General features: G+C 34.8%; 17 protein-coding genes. 5 read left to right on the forward strand and 12 right to left on the reverse strand.

The window, feature by feature from the left end; genetic code table 11:
* Positions 1-9 precede the first annotated feature (9 nt).
* The 5 genes from AC2A1D_RS05600 to bglX all read left to right on the forward strand — a co-directional run bounded on the left by AC2A1D_RS05600 (position 10) and on the right by bglX (position 6968).
* Positions 10-843 (forward strand): LamG domain-containing protein, encoded by an 834-nt coding sequence (locus tag AC2A1D_RS05600; RefSeq protein WP_484042645.1) that lies wholly within the window; start codon positions 10-12, stop codon positions 841-843.
* A complete protein-coding gene (locus AC2A1D_RS05605) occupies positions 843-2231 on the forward strand; it encodes a glucoamylase family protein (protein ID WP_484042646.1) in 1389 nt (462 codons plus the stop codon). The genes AC2A1D_RS05600 and AC2A1D_RS05605 overlap by 1 nt, the downstream gene beginning before the upstream one ends.
* 68 nt (positions 2232-2299) lie before the next feature.
* The gene (locus tag AC2A1D_RS05610) at positions 2300-3676 is read left to right on the forward strand and encodes a glucoamylase family protein (protein ID WP_484042647.1); all 1377 of its coding nucleotides are present in this window, start codon (positions 2300-2302) and stop codon (positions 3674-3676) included.
* 201 nt (positions 3677-3877) lie between these two features.
* Positions 3878-4579, forward strand: a complete 702-nt coding sequence (locus AC2A1D_RS05615; protein WP_484042648.1) for a carboxylesterase family protein — start codon at positions 3878-3880, stop codon at positions 4577-4579.
* Positions 4580-4643: 64 nt separating this feature from the next.
* Positions 4644-6968, forward strand: coding sequence for a beta-glucosidase BglX (gene bglX, locus AC2A1D_RS05620; RefSeq protein WP_484042649.1), 2325 nt, complete (start codon positions 4644-4646; stop codon positions 6966-6968).
* 99 nt (positions 6969-7067) lie between these two features.
* Here the strand turns inward: bglX and AC2A1D_RS05625 are convergent, their stop codons facing one another.
* The 12 genes from AC2A1D_RS05625 to trpD all read right to left on the reverse strand — a co-directional run bounded on the left by AC2A1D_RS05625 (position 7068) and on the right by trpD (position 16812).
* The gene (locus tag AC2A1D_RS05625) at positions 7068-7496 is read right to left on the reverse strand and encodes a DUF1801 domain-containing protein (RefSeq protein WP_484042650.1); all 429 of its coding nucleotides are present in this window, start codon (positions 7494-7496) and stop codon (positions 7068-7070) included.
* A gap of 187 nt (positions 7497-7683) precedes the next feature.
* Positions 7684-8106, reverse strand: coding sequence for an organic hydroperoxide resistance protein (locus AC2A1D_RS05630; protein WP_484042651.1), 423 nt, complete (start codon positions 8104-8106; stop codon positions 7684-7686).
* Between the two features lies 1 nt (position 8107).
* A complete protein-coding gene (locus AC2A1D_RS05635) occupies positions 8108-8542 on the reverse strand; it encodes a MarR family winged helix-turn-helix transcriptional regulator (RefSeq protein ID WP_484042652.1) in 435 nt (144 codons plus the stop codon).
* Positions 8543-8849: 307 nt separating this feature from the next.
* The gene (locus AC2A1D_RS05640; protein ID WP_484042653.1) at positions 8850-9482 is read right to left on the reverse strand and encodes an NAD(P)H-dependent oxidoreductase; all 633 of its coding nucleotides are present in this window, start codon (positions 9480-9482) and stop codon (positions 8850-8852) included.
* A 174-nt stretch (positions 9483-9656) separates the two neighbouring features.
* A complete protein-coding gene (locus tag AC2A1D_RS05645; RefSeq protein WP_484042654.1) occupies positions 9657-10703 on the reverse strand; it encodes a DUF2971 domain-containing protein in 1047 nt (348 codons plus the stop codon).
* A 177-nt stretch (positions 10704-10880) separates the two neighbouring features.
* On the reverse strand, positions 10881-11612 hold the full coding sequence (gene lipB, locus AC2A1D_RS05650; RefSeq protein ID WP_484042655.1) for a lipoyl(octanoyl) transferase LipB: 732 nt from the start codon (positions 11610-11612) through the stop codon (positions 10881-10883).
* A 32-nt stretch (positions 11613-11644) separates the two neighbouring features.
* The gene (gene trpA, locus AC2A1D_RS05655) at positions 11645-12379 is read right to left on the reverse strand and encodes a tryptophan synthase subunit alpha (RefSeq protein ID WP_484042656.1); all 735 of its coding nucleotides are present in this window, start codon (positions 12377-12379) and stop codon (positions 11645-11647) included.
* 80 nt (positions 12380-12459) lie between these two features.
* Positions 12460-13647 (reverse strand): tryptophan synthase subunit beta, encoded by a 1188-nt coding sequence (gene trpB, locus AC2A1D_RS05660; RefSeq protein ID WP_484042657.1) that lies wholly within the window; start codon positions 13645-13647, stop codon positions 12460-12462.
* A 75-nt stretch (positions 13648-13722) separates the two neighbouring features.
* The gene (gene tnpA / locus AC2A1D_RS05665) at positions 13723-14175 is read right to left on the reverse strand and encodes an IS200/IS605 family transposase (protein WP_484042658.1); all 453 of its coding nucleotides are present in this window, start codon (positions 14173-14175) and stop codon (positions 13723-13725) included.
* 57 nt (positions 14176-14232) lie between these two features.
* Positions 14233-14964 carry a phosphoribosylanthranilate isomerase gene (locus AC2A1D_RS05670; protein WP_484042659.1) on the reverse strand — a complete coding sequence of 244 codons (732 nt, stop codon included), beginning with the start codon at positions 14962-14964 and terminating at the stop codon, positions 14233-14235.
* Between the two features lie 18 nt (positions 14965-14982).
* On the reverse strand, positions 14983-15750 hold the full coding sequence (gene trpC, locus AC2A1D_RS05675) for an indole-3-glycerol phosphate synthase TrpC (RefSeq protein WP_484042660.1): 768 nt from the start codon (positions 15748-15750) through the stop codon (positions 14983-14985).
* Between the two features lie 72 nt (positions 15751-15822).
* Positions 15823-16812: an anthranilate phosphoribosyltransferase gene (trpD, locus tag AC2A1D_RS05680; RefSeq protein WP_484042661.1), complete on the reverse strand. Its 990-nt coding sequence runs from the start codon at positions 16810-16812 to the stop codon at positions 15823-15825.
* Positions 16813-16840: the final 28 nt, after the last annotated feature.

Raw genomic sequence — 16840 nt, forward strand, 5'->3', positions numbered from 1 at the left:
TAATTTAAAATGAAAAGAAATATTTTAAAATTTTCAGGATTGGTTGCGCTTTTATTTGCGTTTTCTGCTTGTCAGGAGTTAGACCAACCAGAGTTGGGAGAATATCCCTTAGATAATGCGGTTTTGCCAGCAGGAAGTTTGAGGTTTTACGTACCATTCGATAAAGAAGATACAAGACTAAGGTATCAATTTGCTGAAGAGTTATCTACCTACCCGTCTTTCACTCCAGATAAATCAATTACTTCTGAAGCGGGAATTACTGGAAAAAGTTATAAGGGGTCTGCTACTGCATTTTTGAAGTATCTTAATCCAAATGATTTTGTACAAAAAGCACAAAGTTTTACTATTTCATATTGGTTTAAGCATGGTGCTACTACTACTAGTGCAGAACATATTTTTAGCATACCTTCATCAAATGGTCACTGGACAAAAGGATCGATGATGTTAATGAATGAAGCTACTACAAATGGAATAGCAGTAAAAATGATTATTGTAGATAAAAATAAAGCAGATACTTGGCTAACTTGGGAAGGTGCTGCAAATGCAGTTCCAGTTGCAGGTTTTTTTGATAACCAATGGCATCATTGTGCTTTCGTTTACAATGCTAGTAACTCTTCATTAACATTCTATAAAGATGGAGTACAATTTGGTACACCAAAAACATGGGGTACACACGGAGGCGTAAATATGGATGATACCAAAGTAACTGGTTTTAACTTAGGAGGACAGTCTGGTACTGATAGCTGGATGAAACCATGGAAAGGAAACTTAGATCAATTTAGAATGTATGATTCTGCTTTAACACTTGCAGAAATTACTGATTTATATACAAATAAAAAATAGTGTTAAAGAAATCATCAATATTAACTATTACAACTGCCATATTTTTATGTGGCAGTTGTTCTTCTGATACTACTCAAGTTTCAGAACCTGTTATAGACACTCCTACGCCCACACAAAACAACTACACAGATACGCAGTTGTTGGAAATGGTACAAAAAGATGCGCTCAAATATTTTTGGGATTATGCAGAAACTAACTCAAAATTAGCTAGAGAAAGATATCATACCGAAAATCCGGGACAAGATGCTCAAGTGGTTTCCGCGGGAGGATCTGGTTTTGGATTAATGACAATTTTGGTAGGTATCAAAAATGGTTATGTGAGTAGAAGCGAAGCCGTTTCAAAATTATCTACCGCACTCAACTTTTTGCAAACAGCCAACCGATTCCATGGAGCATGGCCCCATTGGATGAACGGAACTAATGGTCAAGTTATCCCTTTTAGTACAATGGATAACGGTGGCGACCTTGTAGAAACGGCTTTTTTAGCACAGGGATTAATCTGTGTGAGAGAATATTTTAAAACATCTACAGATAATACAGAATTAGCTTTATCTCAAAAAGCAGATACGCTTTGGAAAGGAATCGAATGGAATTGGTACACACAAAACCAAAACGTTTTGTATTGGCACTGGTCGCCTAACTATAATTTCCAGATGAATCATCAATTAAAAGGATTTGATGAAACATTAATAACCTACGTTTTGGCAGCTGCTTCTCCCGATTATTCGATAGCAAAATCGGTATACACACAAGGTTGGGCAAGAAACGGAAGTATTGCCACAGGGGGAAGTTTATATGGGAATCCACTCGTTGTCGCTCATAACGGTGCATCAGGAAGTGTGGGGCCAATGTTTTGGTCACATTATTCTTTCTTAGGTTTAGACCCGAGAGGTTTAACGGATGACTATGTGAACTACGGAAATGCAACAACCAACCACGCGAAAATAATGTATCAATATTGTTTAGCAAATCCAAAAGGTTGGCAAGGGTATAACTCTAAAAGTTGGGGGCTTACTGCAAGTTACACAAGAAACTCAGATGGAACTACGGGATATGCAGCACATCAACCAGGAAATGATTTAGGGATTATTTCTCCTACAGCAGCATTATCCAATATGCCATATACACCCACAGAGAGTTTGCAAATGCTGAGATTTTTGTATAATGAAAATTACAGTAAATACGTTGGAGTTGCAGGACCTTATGATGCTTATTCTGTACACTACAATTGGGTTACGCCGAGATATTTAGCAATCGATCAAGGTACGATTGCCCCGATGGTCGAAAATTATAAAAATCAATTTTTGTGGAATTTGTTTATGAATGCTCCAGACGTAAGACAGGGCCTTCTAAAGCTAGGTTTCCACTCTACACAGCACGGATTTTAGAATTTAAAACTTTGTCAAAGCTTAAAAACCTTGGCAAAGTTTTTAGTTTTCCGTAAAAATTTTAAAAAATGAAAAAAGTGTTACTTACAGGATGTTTGGCTTTTGCCGTTCTTTCCTGCAATACATTACAAAAACCTGCTCCAAGTGAGCAAAATTCTATTGCAAAACTTTCAGATGCGCAGCTTTTAGACAAAGTTCAGCAACAATCTTTAAAATATTTCTGGGAGTATGCAGAGCCAAATTCTATGTTGGGACGAGAGCGTTATCACGAAGATAATATTTATCCTCACAACGATAAGCACGTGGTTACTACGGGAGGTTCTGGTTTTGGCTTAGCAACTATTTTAGTAGGTATTGAGCGTGGTTTTGTGCCGAGAAAAGAAGCTGTAAAAAGGTTAAATACCATGATGGATTTCCTTGCAAAAGCAGATCGTTACAAAGGAGTTTGGTCGCATTGGATTAATGGAGAAACCGGTAAAACTGTCCCATTTGGGAAAAAAGATAATGGAGGAGATTTGGTAGAAACCGCTTTTCTTACTTCCGGAATTCTCATGGTACGAGAATATTTCAAAAACGGAAATGCCGAAGAAAAAGCTTTAGCAAAAAAATGCGACGAGCTTTGGAAAGGTATTCAATGGAATTGGTACACTAAAGGTGGCGAAAAAGTCTTGTATTGGCATTGGTCTCCTGAATATCAATGGGAAATGAATTTTCCGCTTCAAGGCTATAACGAGTGTTTAATTACCTATATTTTGGCGGCTTCTTCACCAACGTATTCAATCGATGCAGAAACCTATTACAAAGGTTGGTCTCGAAGCGGGACTTATCTGTCGGACAACGAAAAGTATGGTCTTCCAATGTATGTAAAACACAATGGAGCAACCGAATATGGAGGTCCTCTATTTTGGGCACATTACTCGTATATCGGTTTAGATCCTACCAATTTATCAGATAAATACATCAAAAATTATTTCGATTTAAATAAAAATCAAGTACTTATCGATTACAAATACTGTGTAGAAAACCCAAAACAATGGAAAGGCTACGGCGAAAATTATTGGGGTTTAACGGCAAGTTACAGCAGAAATAAAGATGGTGGAGTAGGTTATGATGCCCATTTTCCGCAAAATGATCACGGCGTAATTACCCCGACTGCTGCTTTGAGTAGTTTTCCGTATTCACCAAAAGAATCTATGAATTTTTTAAGGTTCATTTATACTCAAAAGCCAGAATTTATCGGTTCTGCAGGTCCTTATGATGCCACATCAATTCATTATGATAATTGGACAACGCCACGATATTTAGCCATCGATCAAGGTACGATTGCTCCCATGATTGAAAACTACAGAACAGGATTTTTGTGGAAATTATTTATGAACGCCCCAGAAATTCAACAAGGTTTGAAAAAATTAGATTTTAAATCTTCAAAATATAATATTAAATAATTTTTAGGAGTTTTTTTTTGACTACGTCGATTGTTTTTAGAAGCTATTCCCGCTGTACACTGTATCTTATTTGTTACGGGCTCCGCTTCGCTCCGCCCGCAACAAATAAGGATGCCGTTTCCATCGGGGCTATGAGAAAATTACGTCATAGATTTAAGATAATCGAAAAAAATAAAAGCATTTATTAAAATTAAAAAATTTATGAAACTAAAATATCTTTCACTTGTACTTTTATCATTGTCTTTTACTGCAAAAGCACAAGAAATAAAAGCAGAACTTAACAAAGAGATCAAAAGACAAGAAAAAATGTCTTACATCTTCGATTATCCTGAGAAAGCAAAAGGAGAAGTTCCTTTAATCGTTTTTCTTCACGGTTCTGGAGAAAGAGGAAATGATTTAGAAAAAGTAAAAGCGCACAGTCCGTTTACCTATAAAAATTTAATTAAAGAGCCGGTTGCTATTTTGGCGCCGCAATGCCCTGCAAATACTTGGTGGGATACGGTTACAGTGTATCATCTCATCAAAGAAATTCAGCAGAAATATAAAATTGATGCCTCTAGAATTTACCTTACGGGTCTTTCTATGGGAGGTTGGGGAACTTTAACTTTAGCCATGCAACATCCTGAAATGTTTGCGGCTGTAGTTTCAGTTTGTGCGCCTACAGATAGAGTAATGTATGCAAATATTCATCAGTACAAAGATTTAAACATGAAAATCTTTCACGGTGGGATGGACGATGTAGTTTTACCTGAAAATGCTTTCAAATTTTACCAAAAACTACATCCGATTAATCCTACTGCAGAATTAACTATTTTCCCAAATGATAATCATAACTCTTGGGATTCTACCTACTCAAATCCTGCATTATACGATTGGATGTTGAGCAAAAGAAAGCAGAAATAATTTACTGAGTAGAATAAGATTTAGAAAAAACAAAAAGAAAAATATAATTAAAGAAGTTAGATTTATGAGAAAGTTAATTGTAATGGCAACTTTAGCTCTTGCTCCAATGTTTTTGGCGCAGGAAGTTACCAAGCCTGTACAGGCATTTCAAACAGAGCAGTACAACGCAAAAAAGAAAGCTTTTGTAGAGGCTCTTTTGGCAAAAATGACTTTAGACGAGAAAATCGGACAGCTCAATTTACCAAGTTCTGGAGATTTTACGACGGGTTTGGCGAAAAGTTCAAACATTGGTAAAAAAGTAGAACAAGGTTTAGTTGGTGGTTTATTCAACATAAAAGGAGCAGATAAAATCAGAGCAGTACAAAAAGTAGCGGTAGAAAATAGCCGTCTAAAAATTCCTTTGATTTTTGGGATGGATGTAATCCACGGTTACGAAACAACTTTCCCAATTCCTTTAGGTTTAGCCGCTTCTTGGGATATGAATTTGGTGCAGCAATCTGCTAAAATTGCAGCAAGAGAAGCAGCAATCGACGGAATTAACTGGACGTTCTCGCCAATGGTGGATATTTCTCGCGAACCAAGATGGGGAAGGGTTTCTGAAGGTTCTGGTGAAGATCCATATTTAGGAAGCGAAGTCGCTAAAAATATGGTGTACGGATATCAAGGTAAAGATTTGGCAGATAAGTCTACAATTCTTGCGTGTGTAAAGCATTTCGCGTTATACGGTGGCGCAGAAGCAGGGAGAGATTACAATACGGTAGACATGAGCCACGTAAGAATGTTCAACGAATATTTCCCACCTTACAAAGCAGCTGTTGATGCAGGTGTAGCTTCTGTAATGGCTTCTTTCAACGAAGTTGATGGAATTCCGGCAACAGGAAACAGATGGTTGCAAACGGAAGTTCTTAGAAATATGTGGAAATTCAAAGGTTTTGTGGTAACCGATTATACGGGAATCAACGAAATGGTAGACCACGGAATGGGAGATCTTCAGCAGGTTTCAGCGCAAGCTTTAAAGGCTGGAATTGATATGGATATGGTTGGTGAAGGTTTTTTAACGACGTTAAAAAAATCTTTATCTGAAGGAAAAGTTACGCAAGCCGAAATCGATATGGCTACCAAAAGAATCCTTGAAGCCAAATATGATTTAGGTCTTTTTGATGATCCTTACCGATATGGAGATTCTAAAAAAGCAAGCAAAGAAATTTATAGCAACGAAAATCGTGAAATCGCAAGAAGTGCAGCAGCACAATCTATGGTTTTGCTTAAAAATGAAAACCAAGTTTTACCTTTGAAAAAAGGAGGTACTGTCGCGGTAATCGGTCCGTTGGTAAACAACTCTATGAATATGGCAGGAACTTGGAGTGTTGCTACAAAACATGCCGCTTCTGTAAATTTAATGCAAGGTTTGGAAGCAAACTATGGTAAAGACGTTAAATTTATTTCTGCAAAAGGGGCAAACATCGATTATGATTCAAAATTAGAAGATATTTATGCAGCTCACGGGAAGAAAACCGACAGAGACAGCCGTTCTAAAGAGCAATTGCTAAAAGAAGCAGTAGATGTTGCCAACAAAGCAGACGTTATCGTTTTAGCGATTGGTGAATCTGCGGAAATGAGCGGTGAATCTTCTTCAAGAACTGAAATCACAATCCCTCAATCTCAAGTAGATTTGTTGAATGAATTGAAAAAAACAGGAAAACCAATTGCAATGGTACTTTTCACAGGTCGTCCTTTAGCTTTAACGAATGTAAAAGATGCTCCAGATGCTATTTTAAACGCATGGTTTGCCGGTTCTGAAGCTGGAAATGCTATCGCAGATGTTCTTTTCGGCAAGGTAAATCCTTCGGGTAAACTTCCGATGACTTTCCCAAGAAGTTTAGGGCAGGTTCCAATTTATTATAACGCGAAAAATACAGGTCGCCCACTTGACCAAAAATTGGTTGATAAGTGTGAGTATCAAAGATTCCGTTCAAATTATATGGACGAGTGTAATACGCCATTGTATCCGTTCGGTTTTGGGTTAAGCTATACAAAGTTTGATTATTCTGATGTTAAAATTTCTAACGCAAATCCTAAAGGAAATCAAACCATTCAAGCTTCTGTAACTGTTACGAATACTGGAAATTTTGATGGAAATGAAGTTGTGCAATTGTACATCAGAGACGTAGTTGGAAGCATGACAAGACCTGTAAAAGAGTTGAAAGGTTTCCAAAAAGTAATGCTGAAAAAAGGAGAATCTAAAACGGTTACCTTCAACATTAGCCCGGAAGATTTGAAATTCTATAACAACGATTTAAAATTCGATTGGGAAGCAGGAGAGTTCGACATTATGATTGGAACCAATTCTGAAAATGTAAAACATTCAAAAATCAATTGGACTAAATAAAATGTTCAAGTAATTAATAGTAAAGCCATTCGAAAGAGTGGCTTTTTTTATGAGTAATGGGTGATAATTGATAAGTAATGGAAGGTTTTATTAATTTTATTAATGCGGAAATTTCTGAAATCCAAAAGTAATAATTTCATTCAAAACCTGTAAATTGAGGTCTTCCAATTTTTTAAATTTAATGCAATAACCTGTGATAGAAGCTTTCCCGAGATGTTCTCCAAATTTTTCTGAAAGAATTTTTTTGTCATCAATTCCCATGATGTAGATTGAAATTCCGCTTGTATTGGCGCTTATCCCGATTTGATAAAAGTCTCTGGAACTTCCGTCTTTATAGTTTATTTTCAAGCGACCGTAGCCAATATTAGGGTTGGAAACCGTTTTTCCTTCTTCATTTTTCCCATCCAAAAACCAAAGCTCAGCTTGCGGATTTTTAGCAAGAATGATTTCATGTAAAGCCTCCAAATCTTTACTTTTTTGCGCAATCTGACTTGAAATATAGTTGGAGATTTGTTTTTGGATGTTCATTTCTGAAAATGATGATTTTAAAAATTGGAAAATGGATTTTCAAGCTACGCCTTGCTATTACTTTTTTAACATATTAAAGGCACTTCATTTCACACAACACGCAAATCCAAATTATAATTCTCTAAAATAAAAAAAAATCTGCTTTCCGAAGAAAACAGATTTCATATAACAAGATTAAAAAAATAGATTAGTGGTTGGTAACGCTTAGTTTTACCTCCATATTATTTCGGGTTGCGTTAGAATAAGGGCAGATTTCGTGGGCTTTTTCGGTTAAAGCTTGTGCTTCTTCCAAAGAAACTCCAGGAATATTGACTTCCAGTTCTGCGGCTAAACCAAAACCACCGTTTTCAATTTGCCCGATGCTTACTTTTGCTTTTACGGTTGTTTCTCCGGTTTCAATTTTAGATTTGCTGATGATGAGGTTCAAAGCGCTATCAAAACACGCTGAATACCCTGCTGCAAAAAGCATTTCCGGGTTGGTAAAATCGTCGCTAGAACCGCCCAAAGCTTTTGGCATTCTTACTTCAAGGTTTAAAATTCCGTTATCGCTTTCTACATGCCCGTTTCTTCCGCCTTTTGCGGTAACAGCAGTGGTGTATAATGTTTTCATTTTAATGTTGTATTTTGTTTAGTATTTTGTCTACAGTTTCCTTTAATTCAAGAAAATCTGCTTCGGTAAGACTCAATTTTTGTTGTATTTTACCTGGAATTTCGCACGCTCTGGATTTTAGACTTTTTCCGGCTTCATCCAAAAAAATTTCTACCACTCTTTCGTCTTCTTTTTTTCTTTGTCGGATGATGAATTTTTTGGTTTCAAGTCTTTTTAAAAGAGGCGTTAAAGTTCCGCTATCGAGGTAAAGTTTTTCGCCAATCTGGTTTACAGTCAAGCCATCTTGTTCCCAAAGTACCATCATCACGAGATATTGAGGATAGGTAATATCCAGCTCATCAAGGAAAGGTCTGTACAAACCTGTGATTTCTTTCGCAATGACATACAAAGGAAAACAGAGTTGATTGCCCAATTTGGGAGTGTTTGGAGTGTCCATAATTCAGATTTTTAATTGAAATAAATTTTAATGACAAAAGCTACAAAAGATTTTTTGATTTTGTGTAGTTTGTCATATTTGAAAGTCAATGTTAGTTTTTACCACGACGAACACAAAGGTTTTTCACAACGGCCACAAAATTTGTGTACTTTGTGATACTATTGTGCACTTTGTGGTTAAGCCAGAATATGCTCAATAAGAACATTCAAAAATTGACTTTTCTATAAAGTAAGACAGAAGATTGCAAATAATAAGTATGAATGTAAACTTCCAACTTTCAACTTCGACCTTCCAGCTTCTAACTTCCTTATTTCTTCACAATAAATTCTTCCATTGGAATTCTCACTTTTTTCATGTGAGAAAGCCAGTCGTTGGCTTCGTCTCTGTAGCCTAAATAAAGAAGCGTTACACTTTTCAGACCGAGTTCTTTAAGATTTAAAATTTCGTCTACAACTTCATTGTTGAAACCTTCTGCAGGTGTAGAATCTACTCTTAATTCCGCTGCTTGTGCCATTGCCAAACCTAAAGCAATATAAGTTTGTCTCGCCGTGTGTGCGAAATGCTCTTCTGGAGTTTGCGCTCCGTACATACCTTTGATTAAATCGGTGTAGCTGGAAAAACGACCTCTTGGAAGTTCTCTTACATCGGTATGATGGTCGTAGACTTTATCGATTTTTTCGTTGGAATAGCTGTCCCAAGCTGCAAAAACCAATACGTGCGAAGAATCTCTCATTACTTCTGGGTTGAATGCGCCTTGAACCATTTTTTCTTTTAACTCTTGGTTTTCTACCACAATCACGCGGAAAGGTTGCAAACCAGATGAAGTAGGAGCTAATCTTGCAGCTTCTAAAATTTTATTGATATTTTCTTCTGATACTTTTTTGGTTGGGTCGTATGCTTTTACGGCGTGTCTCCAATTTAGGTCTTCTAATAATGACATTTTTTATTTTGTTTTAAATTGATGAGACAAAGGTATGAAACAATTATATTGCACACAATTTAATTTTACAAAATACAATTGTAGATAAAATCTATAATGTTTGAGGGGGAAATGAAAAACTCAGTAAATTAATATGTTTTGGATGCGATGTTAAATTAATAAAGAATTTATCTATTATTGATTCAATTTTTTTAGTTCCTTATAATGATAATCCTTAAAAGGATGTAAATATATTTCATCATCACAATCAAAAGGAAATTCTGCAATTACAGTTTCTGCCCACTCTATATATTCTCTATTTGATTTTGGATATTTTCCAATTAGCTTAATTGTATTTTCTGATTTTGAGTTTAAAAAAAATAAGTTTGATGGTTTAAAATTATATTTTTCTAAAAATGCTTTACTAAGTTCTTTGAGCTCTATTTTTGAATAGGAATCTTTTAAATAAATATAATAGTTGTAAATAGTAGAATTTTTTTTTGTATAGATTAATTCAAATTTGAATTTGTTTAGGTCAAAAAGAAGTTTTTTTGAGAATTTTTCAATTTCAATATATTCTAAAATATTGGAAAATCTATTTGGTTTCATTTGATAGAAAGTAATATTCCTATTCATGAATTTCTCACGAAACTTTTCAATTAAATTTTTGTCTGCTTTATGACCAAAGTATATTCCTGTTATTGCAGATTCATGATGTTCTTTTAATGATGCTGAATCAAAAATTAATCTTATTTCTTTTTCATACGACCAAAATTCTTTTTTTGTCCCAAACATTTTTGAAGGTAGATTTCCATCTTTGATATCATTAATTGTTATTATTGGTAGTAAATCATTATATCTAACATTAAGATTAAAAGCTAAATCATAATTTTGGCTTCTTTCATTAATTTTCTCTAAATCATATTCAATACAATAACCATAATTTGAATTAGAATAGTGAGCCCACATTTGCTCACTCAAGACACTTGTAGAAAGTGAAAATATACCCAATTTATCTTTATATTCAACAATTGTTTCAAGATTTTTTACAACATCTTGTAGGTTTATATGAAATTTTTTTTCAAGAATATTTATACTATCTGTGATTAATTCATTGTAATTAGCTTCAAATGGATCATTTAGGTTTTCAAATGTGGAAGCAAAAAAATTATTTCTGGAAAAAGTAATCAAATCACGTTCAATAAACCTTTCATCATTACTTCTGTATTTATAGACTTTCATTTATTTATGTTTTTGTCAAAGTTGAAGACTGAAGTTTATTAATATGTCACCTGTACAATAATATTTAGTTTTCATAAAAATACTGAATTACTGATTAATCCCAAAATTATTTCTAACCACAATGAAAAAAAATCTGCTCCTCAAGAAGCAGATTCGTATTCTATATTTTAAAATTTCTTAAGCTTTTGCAATCAATTCAGCTTCAAAAACTTCTTCAAAATGCTTTTTGATGCTGGTTTTTACCTGTTCAACTTCTTCGGGAGTTAATGCTCTTTCAAGTTCTCTTTGTAAAGAAGTCACCTGTTTGTCTTTAATTCCGCATGGGATAATGTATTCAAAATAACGCATATCGGTATTTACATTCAAAGCAAAACCGTGCAACGTAACCCAACGAGAAGCTTTTACGCCCATCGCACAGATTTTTCTGGCGTAGGGTTTTCCTACATCAAGCCAAACTCCGGTTTCACCTTCAGAACGCTCGCCTTTTAAACCAAACTCGGCAATGGTTCTAATGATTACTTCTTCCAGATTTCTCATGTATTTGTGGATGTCGGTAAAGAAGTTTTCCAAATCGAGAATCGGGTAGCCTACAATTTGCCCAAAACCATGATAGGTAATGTCTCCGCCGCGGTTTACCTTTACAAAAGTAGCGTCTATTTCGTTGAGTTTTTCCAAACCGGCAAGAAGGTTTTCTTCATGTCCGCTTTTTCCCAAAGTATAGACGTGAGGATGCTCTACCAAAAGAAAATGGTTGGGCGTTGTGATATGTTCTTCAGCAGGGAGGTCTCTGTTTTTGATTTTAATATCGATGATGTTTTTCATCAATTGTTCCTGATAATCCCATGAAGGTTGGTACTCTTTGGTTCCCAAATCTTCAAATTCTACTGATTTATTCTGATGTGTATTCATTTACTTTTATTGACGCACAAATTTACTAAATTTTACGCTTTTATGGAATGGATGAAATCTATGGCTTTGGTTTCCCAATCTCTATTTTGTAAAAGAATGTTTACGAAAGCGGTTCCGATAATTCCGCCTTGTGCTTTTTCGGTTACGTTTTCGAAATCGTTTTTGTTTTTAATTCCGAATCCGATAAAAACTGGATTTTTCAAAGCTAAAGAAGCCAATCTGTTGAGATAATTTTCGTTTTTTAAAACCGCATTATCATTTCCTGTTGTGGAAGACGAACTTACTGCATATAAAAATCCCGAACTCAAAGAATCGAGATATTTGATGCGTTCTTCCGAAGTTTCAGGCGTTACGAGAAATGTGAAATTTAGGTTGTGTTTTTTAAGAATTTCGCCGTATTGAGTTTCGAATTCAATAGGCGGTAAATCTGGAATAATCAATCCTGAAACGCCAACTTTCGCACATTTTTTGCAAAAGTTTTCAAACCCAAATTGAAGAACAGGATTCAGGTAACCCATTAATATCTTAGGAATCGTCACCGCATTTTTAATTTCTGCCAATTGCTCGAAGAGTTTTTTAATAGACATTCCGTTTTTCAAAGCTAAAGAATGCGCCTCCTGAATGACAGGTCCATCCGCAACTGGGTCAGAATAAGGAATCCCTATTTCCATCATATCTGCTCCCGAATTTTGAATTAATTGAGCAATTTTTCCAGTATCTTCCAAAGATGGAATTCCTGCGGTGAAATATATGTTTAGTTTTTTCATAGAATTGTAAAAGGTAAAAGGTAAAATGTACAAAGTACAATGTGTTTTAAAATTAATTTTTATTAGATACTTTGTACATTTTACATTGTACTTTGTACCCGAAGGTATGTTTCCATATCCTTATCGCCACGTCCGGAAAGACAAATGACCACTACATCATTTTTTTCAAATTTCTTTTTATCTAAAACTGCCAAAGCGTGTGCACTTTCCAAGGCGGGAATAATTCCCTCAATTTTTGTGAGTTCAAAAGCGGATTTTAAAGCTTCATCATCATTAATACTAAAGAATTCTGCTCTTTTTTGTTGAAATAAATTCGCGTGCATCGGTCCAATTCCCGGATAATCCAAACCCGCTGAAATGGAATGTGGCTCAATAACTTGTCCGTCCTCCGTCTGCATTACGAGACTTTGGCTTCCGTGCAAAATTCCCAAAGTTCCTAAGAAGGTTGTTGCCGCAGATTTTCCCGAATCAACGCCAAAACCTCCTGCTTCTGCAGCAATAATTTTCACGTTTTCTTCATTCACAAAATGATAAAAAGTTCCTGCAGCATTGCTTCCGCCACCAACGCAGGCAATTACGTAATCGGGATTTTGTCTGCCGATTTTCTCGTTCAATTGCTCTTTAATTTCTTTGGAAATTATCGATTGAAATCTCGCCACCAAATCTGGAAACGGATGCGGTCCAACGACGCTTCCAATAATGTAATGCGTGGTTACAGGATTGTTAATCCAATCTCTTAAAGCTTCGTTCACGGCATCTTTCAACGTTTTTGAGCCTGAAGTTGCGGGAACAACTTTTGCACCCAACATTTTCATTCTTGCCACATTCGGAGCTTGCCTTTCGATATCGATTTCGCCCATGTAAACAATACATTCTAAGCCTAAAAGTGCACAAGCTGTTGCAGTTGCCACGCCGTGTTGTCCGGCTCCGGTTTCTGCGATAATTCGGGTTTTTCCTAATTTTTTGGCGAGTAAAGCTTGTCCTAAAGCATTGTTTATTTTGTGCGCTCCGGTGTGATTCAAATCTTCTCGCTTTAGATAAATTTGAGTTTGATATTTTTCGCTTAAATTTTTCGCAAAATACAATGGTGTAGCGCGACCAACATAGTTTTTCAATAAATCCTGAAATTCATTTTGGAATTCTTCAGATTCGATGATTTTTATATAATTTTCTTGTAATTCGGCAATGTTTGGATACAGCATTTCAGGGATGAATGCTCCTCCGAAATTACCGTAATATCCGTTTTTATCTGGAGTTTGGAAGTTCATAATGTTTATATTTTGAGCCACGAAGTGGCGATTTATTAAAGAATGGGACGCAAGTCCTATTATTTCGTGTGAAAATTAATCCCAAAGGTATTTTTCATCATATTTAGTTTCATATTTTTTCAAAATGGTTAAAAATTCATCTTTGAAATCTTCATTTTGATGATGTTCTTTTTGATTTTTAATGTAATTTATAGTTGCAAATACATGTTTTTGACTTACAGAAAATGCACCATAACCATCTTGCCAAAAGAAGTTTTCATATTTTTTTCCTTTTGTTTTAATCCATCGTGATGAATGAGCTTTTATTTCTTGAATTACATGCATCAACGCATATTTTCTTGACAATGTTAGCAGGATATGAATGTGATTTTCCGTGCCTCCAATTTTAATTGCAGGACTGTCATTATCCTTACAAATTATTGAAATATAAGAGTATAGTTCTTTTTCGATTGCATTGTCAATAAAATCATTTCTATGTTTTGTGGTAAAAATAATATGAACGTAATTTTTAACTAATGACTGTGCCATTTTTATCTTTTTGTGTTTTTTTGAAGATAGGACTTTATCCTATCCTTTACTAAGTCGTCACTTCGTGACTCCTATCAAATTTATAAATGTTTTTATTTTTCCTAAATCTTTATTTCCTGCGTCGATTTCAAATTTTGAATTAATGTCGATTGCGAACGGGGAACTCAACTTGTTCAAATTTTTATTTTCCTGTTGATTAACTTTGACAAAGTTTTTCAATTCTTCCACATTTTCCAACGAAATTCCGCCACTCAAAAAGTAGGGAAGAGGGATTTCGATTTTATTTAAAATATTCCAATCAAAAGTTTTTCCTGTTCCTCCATAAACTTTGGAATCCGTGTCGAATAAAATGTAATCAATGTCATTTCGAGGAACGAGGAATCTCAGAGATTCTTCACTGTACTTCGTTTCGTTCAGAATGACAGAGTTTATTCTTACCACTTTAATAATCCCAATTCTTGGATTCAGTTGTTGTCTTAGTTTTGAAATAAAATCTTCATTTTCATCGCCATGAAGTTGAACAAAATTTAAATTTGCTTTTTTTGAGATTTCAATAATTTTTTCAATTGACTCATTTACAAAAACACCAACTTTTCCTTGATGATTAATTTCTGAAATTTGCTCTAAATTCAGATGATTCAGAACATATCTCGGAGATTTTTCGTAGAATATAAATCCTAAAAAATCAACTTTCAACTCAATCAATTCTTTAATTTGATTGAGCTTTGTCAAACCGCATACTTTAATTTGCAATTGACTTTTAGTTTCTGGCTTTTGGCTTTCCATCATTGGTAAATTGTTAGATTCTTACATTGCTACATTGGTAATGAATTCGGAGAATTTATTACCTCTCATAAAATATTCGCCCATCAAAAATCCATCAAAGCCTTTTTCTTTTAAAAACAGGAAGTCATTTTCATTATAAATTCCGCTTTCGGCGATGCTGAAAATATCTTTTGGAAGCTGATTTTTCAACTCTACAGAATGTTGTAAATTCACTTTGAAATCTTTTAAATTTCTGTTGTTGATTCCGACAAAATCAATGGCTGGATTGATGTGTTTTAATTCTTCTTCAGAATGAATTTCTAATAAAACTTCAAGGTTTAAAGAATGAGCCAATTCTGTAAATTCTAAAACCTGATTGGGTGAAAGGCAAGCCGCAATCAACAAAATAACGTCTGCTCCGATAGATTTTGCTTCATAAAATTGATATTCATCAATCATAAAATCTTTCCTTAAAATCGGGACGTTAATATGATTTCGAACGCTCAAAATATCATTAAAACTTCCTCCGAAAAAATCGTTATCCGTCAAGATTGAAACCGCACTTGCTCCATGTTTTTCATAATCTGAAACGACTTCCAAAGGCGAAACTTTATCATTAATAATGCCTTTGCTTGGCGATTTTCTTTTAAATTCTGCAATAATTCCAGATTTTGATTTCAAAGTTTCTTTCAATGAAAAAGTTTTCCTTTCAAAAAATTCGGAATCTTTTAGCTGTTCCACAGAAATTTTAGATTTTGCTTCTGAAATTTCCTGTTTTTTTCTTTCTATGATGGTATCGAGGATGTTCATTTTTAATAATTATCAATTGTAAATTATTAATTGTTAAAATTTTAAATAATATTTTTTGCTAATCATTAACCATTAATCATTAATAATTGAACGAAGTGATTTCAATGCTTTCCCGCTCTCTAAACTTTCCTTTGCTAAAGCCAAACAATTTTCATAATTTCCGTATTTTCCTGTGTTTTCTAAAGCAATGGAAGCATTGGCAAGAACAACAGAATTTTGTTCCTCCGTTCCGCTTCCTTCTAAAATTTTCATAAATATTTTTGCAGCTTCTTCTTTCGTTTCGCCACCGAAAATACTTTCTGAAGAAATGTTTTTAAACTTTAAATCTTCCGCAGAATAGATTTTTTCACCAGTTTTGTTGAATATTTTTGTGTCTCCCGTTAATGAAATTTCATCATAACCATCCAAAGCATGAACGAGCATAAATTCATTTTTTTGCTTTTGTAAAAGATATTGATACACTCGTGCAATCTCTAAATTGGCAACTCCAATCATCGTAAAATTAGGACGAGCCGGATTTACCAATGGACCCAGCAAATTGAAAAAAGTTTTCAAACCGAGCTGTTTTCTAAGCGGAGCCACAGATTTTAAAGCGGGATGAAACAAAGGAGCGTGAAGAAAACAGATATTAGCTTTCTCTAAATCGGCTCTCAAATCTTCAGAATTGTCTTTGAATTTGTAACCCAATTCTTCCAAAACATTGGACGAACCTGAAATGGAAGAAGCTCCGTAATTGCCTTGTTTTGAGACTTTTTGACCAGTTCCTGCAACAATAAAACTCGCTAAAGTTGAAATATTAAACGTGTTTTTTCCGTCGCCGCCGGTTCCCACAATGTCTACCAAATCATGAGTGCCCAAGTCAACAGGTTTTGCCAATTGTAGCAATGCTTCACGGAAACCTTCCAACTCCTGCAAAGTAATGGTTCGCATTAAAAATACCGTGATGAAAGAGATAACCTCGCTTTCGTTGAATTTATTTTGTGAAATTTCAATCAAAATGGCTTTTGCTTCGGCTTTTGTCAAAGTATGATGATTGAAGAGATATTGTAGGATTTGTTTCATTGTTTTGGAGCGTTTTTATTTAGAATGA

The sequence above is a fragment of the Chryseobacterium sp. HNCC26DJ239 genome (assembly GCF_057180445.1).

Coding starts and splice junctions, on each gene's coding strand:
- AC2A1D_RS05600 (WP_484042645.1), top strand. CDS start 10: ATGAAAAGAAATATTTTAAAATTTTCAGGATTGGTTGCGCTTTTATTT.
- AC2A1D_RS05610 (WP_484042647.1), top strand. CDS start 2,300: ATGAAAAAAGTGTTACTTACAGGATGTTTGGCTTTTGCCGTTCTTTCC.
- AC2A1D_RS05615 (WP_484042648.1), top strand. CDS start 3,878: ATGAAACTAAAATATCTTTCACTTGTACTTTTATCATTGTCTTTTACT.
- bglX (WP_484042649.1), top strand. CDS start 4,644: ATGAGAAAGTTAATTGTAATGGCAACTTTAGCTCTTGCTCCAATGTTT.
- AC2A1D_RS05625 (WP_484042650.1), bottom strand. CDS start 7,496: ATGAACATCCAAAAACAAATCTCCAACTATATTTCAAGTCAGATTGCG.
- AC2A1D_RS05630 (WP_484042651.1), bottom strand. CDS start 8,106: ATGAAAACATTATACACCACTGCTGTTACCGCAAAAGGCGGAAGAAAC.
- AC2A1D_RS05635 (WP_484042652.1), bottom strand. CDS start 8,542: ATGGACACTCCAAACACTCCCAAATTGGGCAATCAACTCTGTTTTCCT.
- AC2A1D_RS05640 (WP_484042653.1), bottom strand. CDS start 9,482: ATGTCATTATTAGAAGACCTAAATTGGAGACACGCCGTAAAAGCATAC.
- AC2A1D_RS05645 (WP_484042654.1), bottom strand. CDS start 10,703: ATGAAAGTCTATAAATACAGAAGTAATGATGAAAGGTTTATTGAACGT.
- lipB (WP_484042655.1), bottom strand. CDS start 11,612: ATGAATACACATCAGAATAAATCAGTAGAATTTGAAGATTTGGGAACC.
- trpA (WP_484042656.1), bottom strand. CDS start 12,379: ATGAAAAAACTAAACATATATTTCACCGCAGGAATTCCATCTTTGGAA.
- trpB (WP_484042657.1), bottom strand. CDS start 13,647: ATGAACTTCCAAACTCCAGATAAAAACGGATATTACGGTAATTTCGGA.
- tnpA (WP_484042658.1), bottom strand. CDS start 14,175: ATGGCACAGTCATTAGTTAAAAATTACGTTCATATTATTTTTACCACA.
- AC2A1D_RS05670 (WP_484042659.1), bottom strand. CDS start 14,964: ATGATGGAAAGCCAAAAGCCAGAAACTAAAAGTCAATTGCAAATTAAA.
- trpC (WP_484042660.1), bottom strand. CDS start 15,750: ATGAACATCCTCGATACCATCATAGAAAGAAAAAAACAGGAAATTTCA.
- trpD (WP_484042661.1), bottom strand. CDS start 16,812: ATGAAACAAATCCTACAATATCTCTTCAATCATCATACTTTGACAAAA.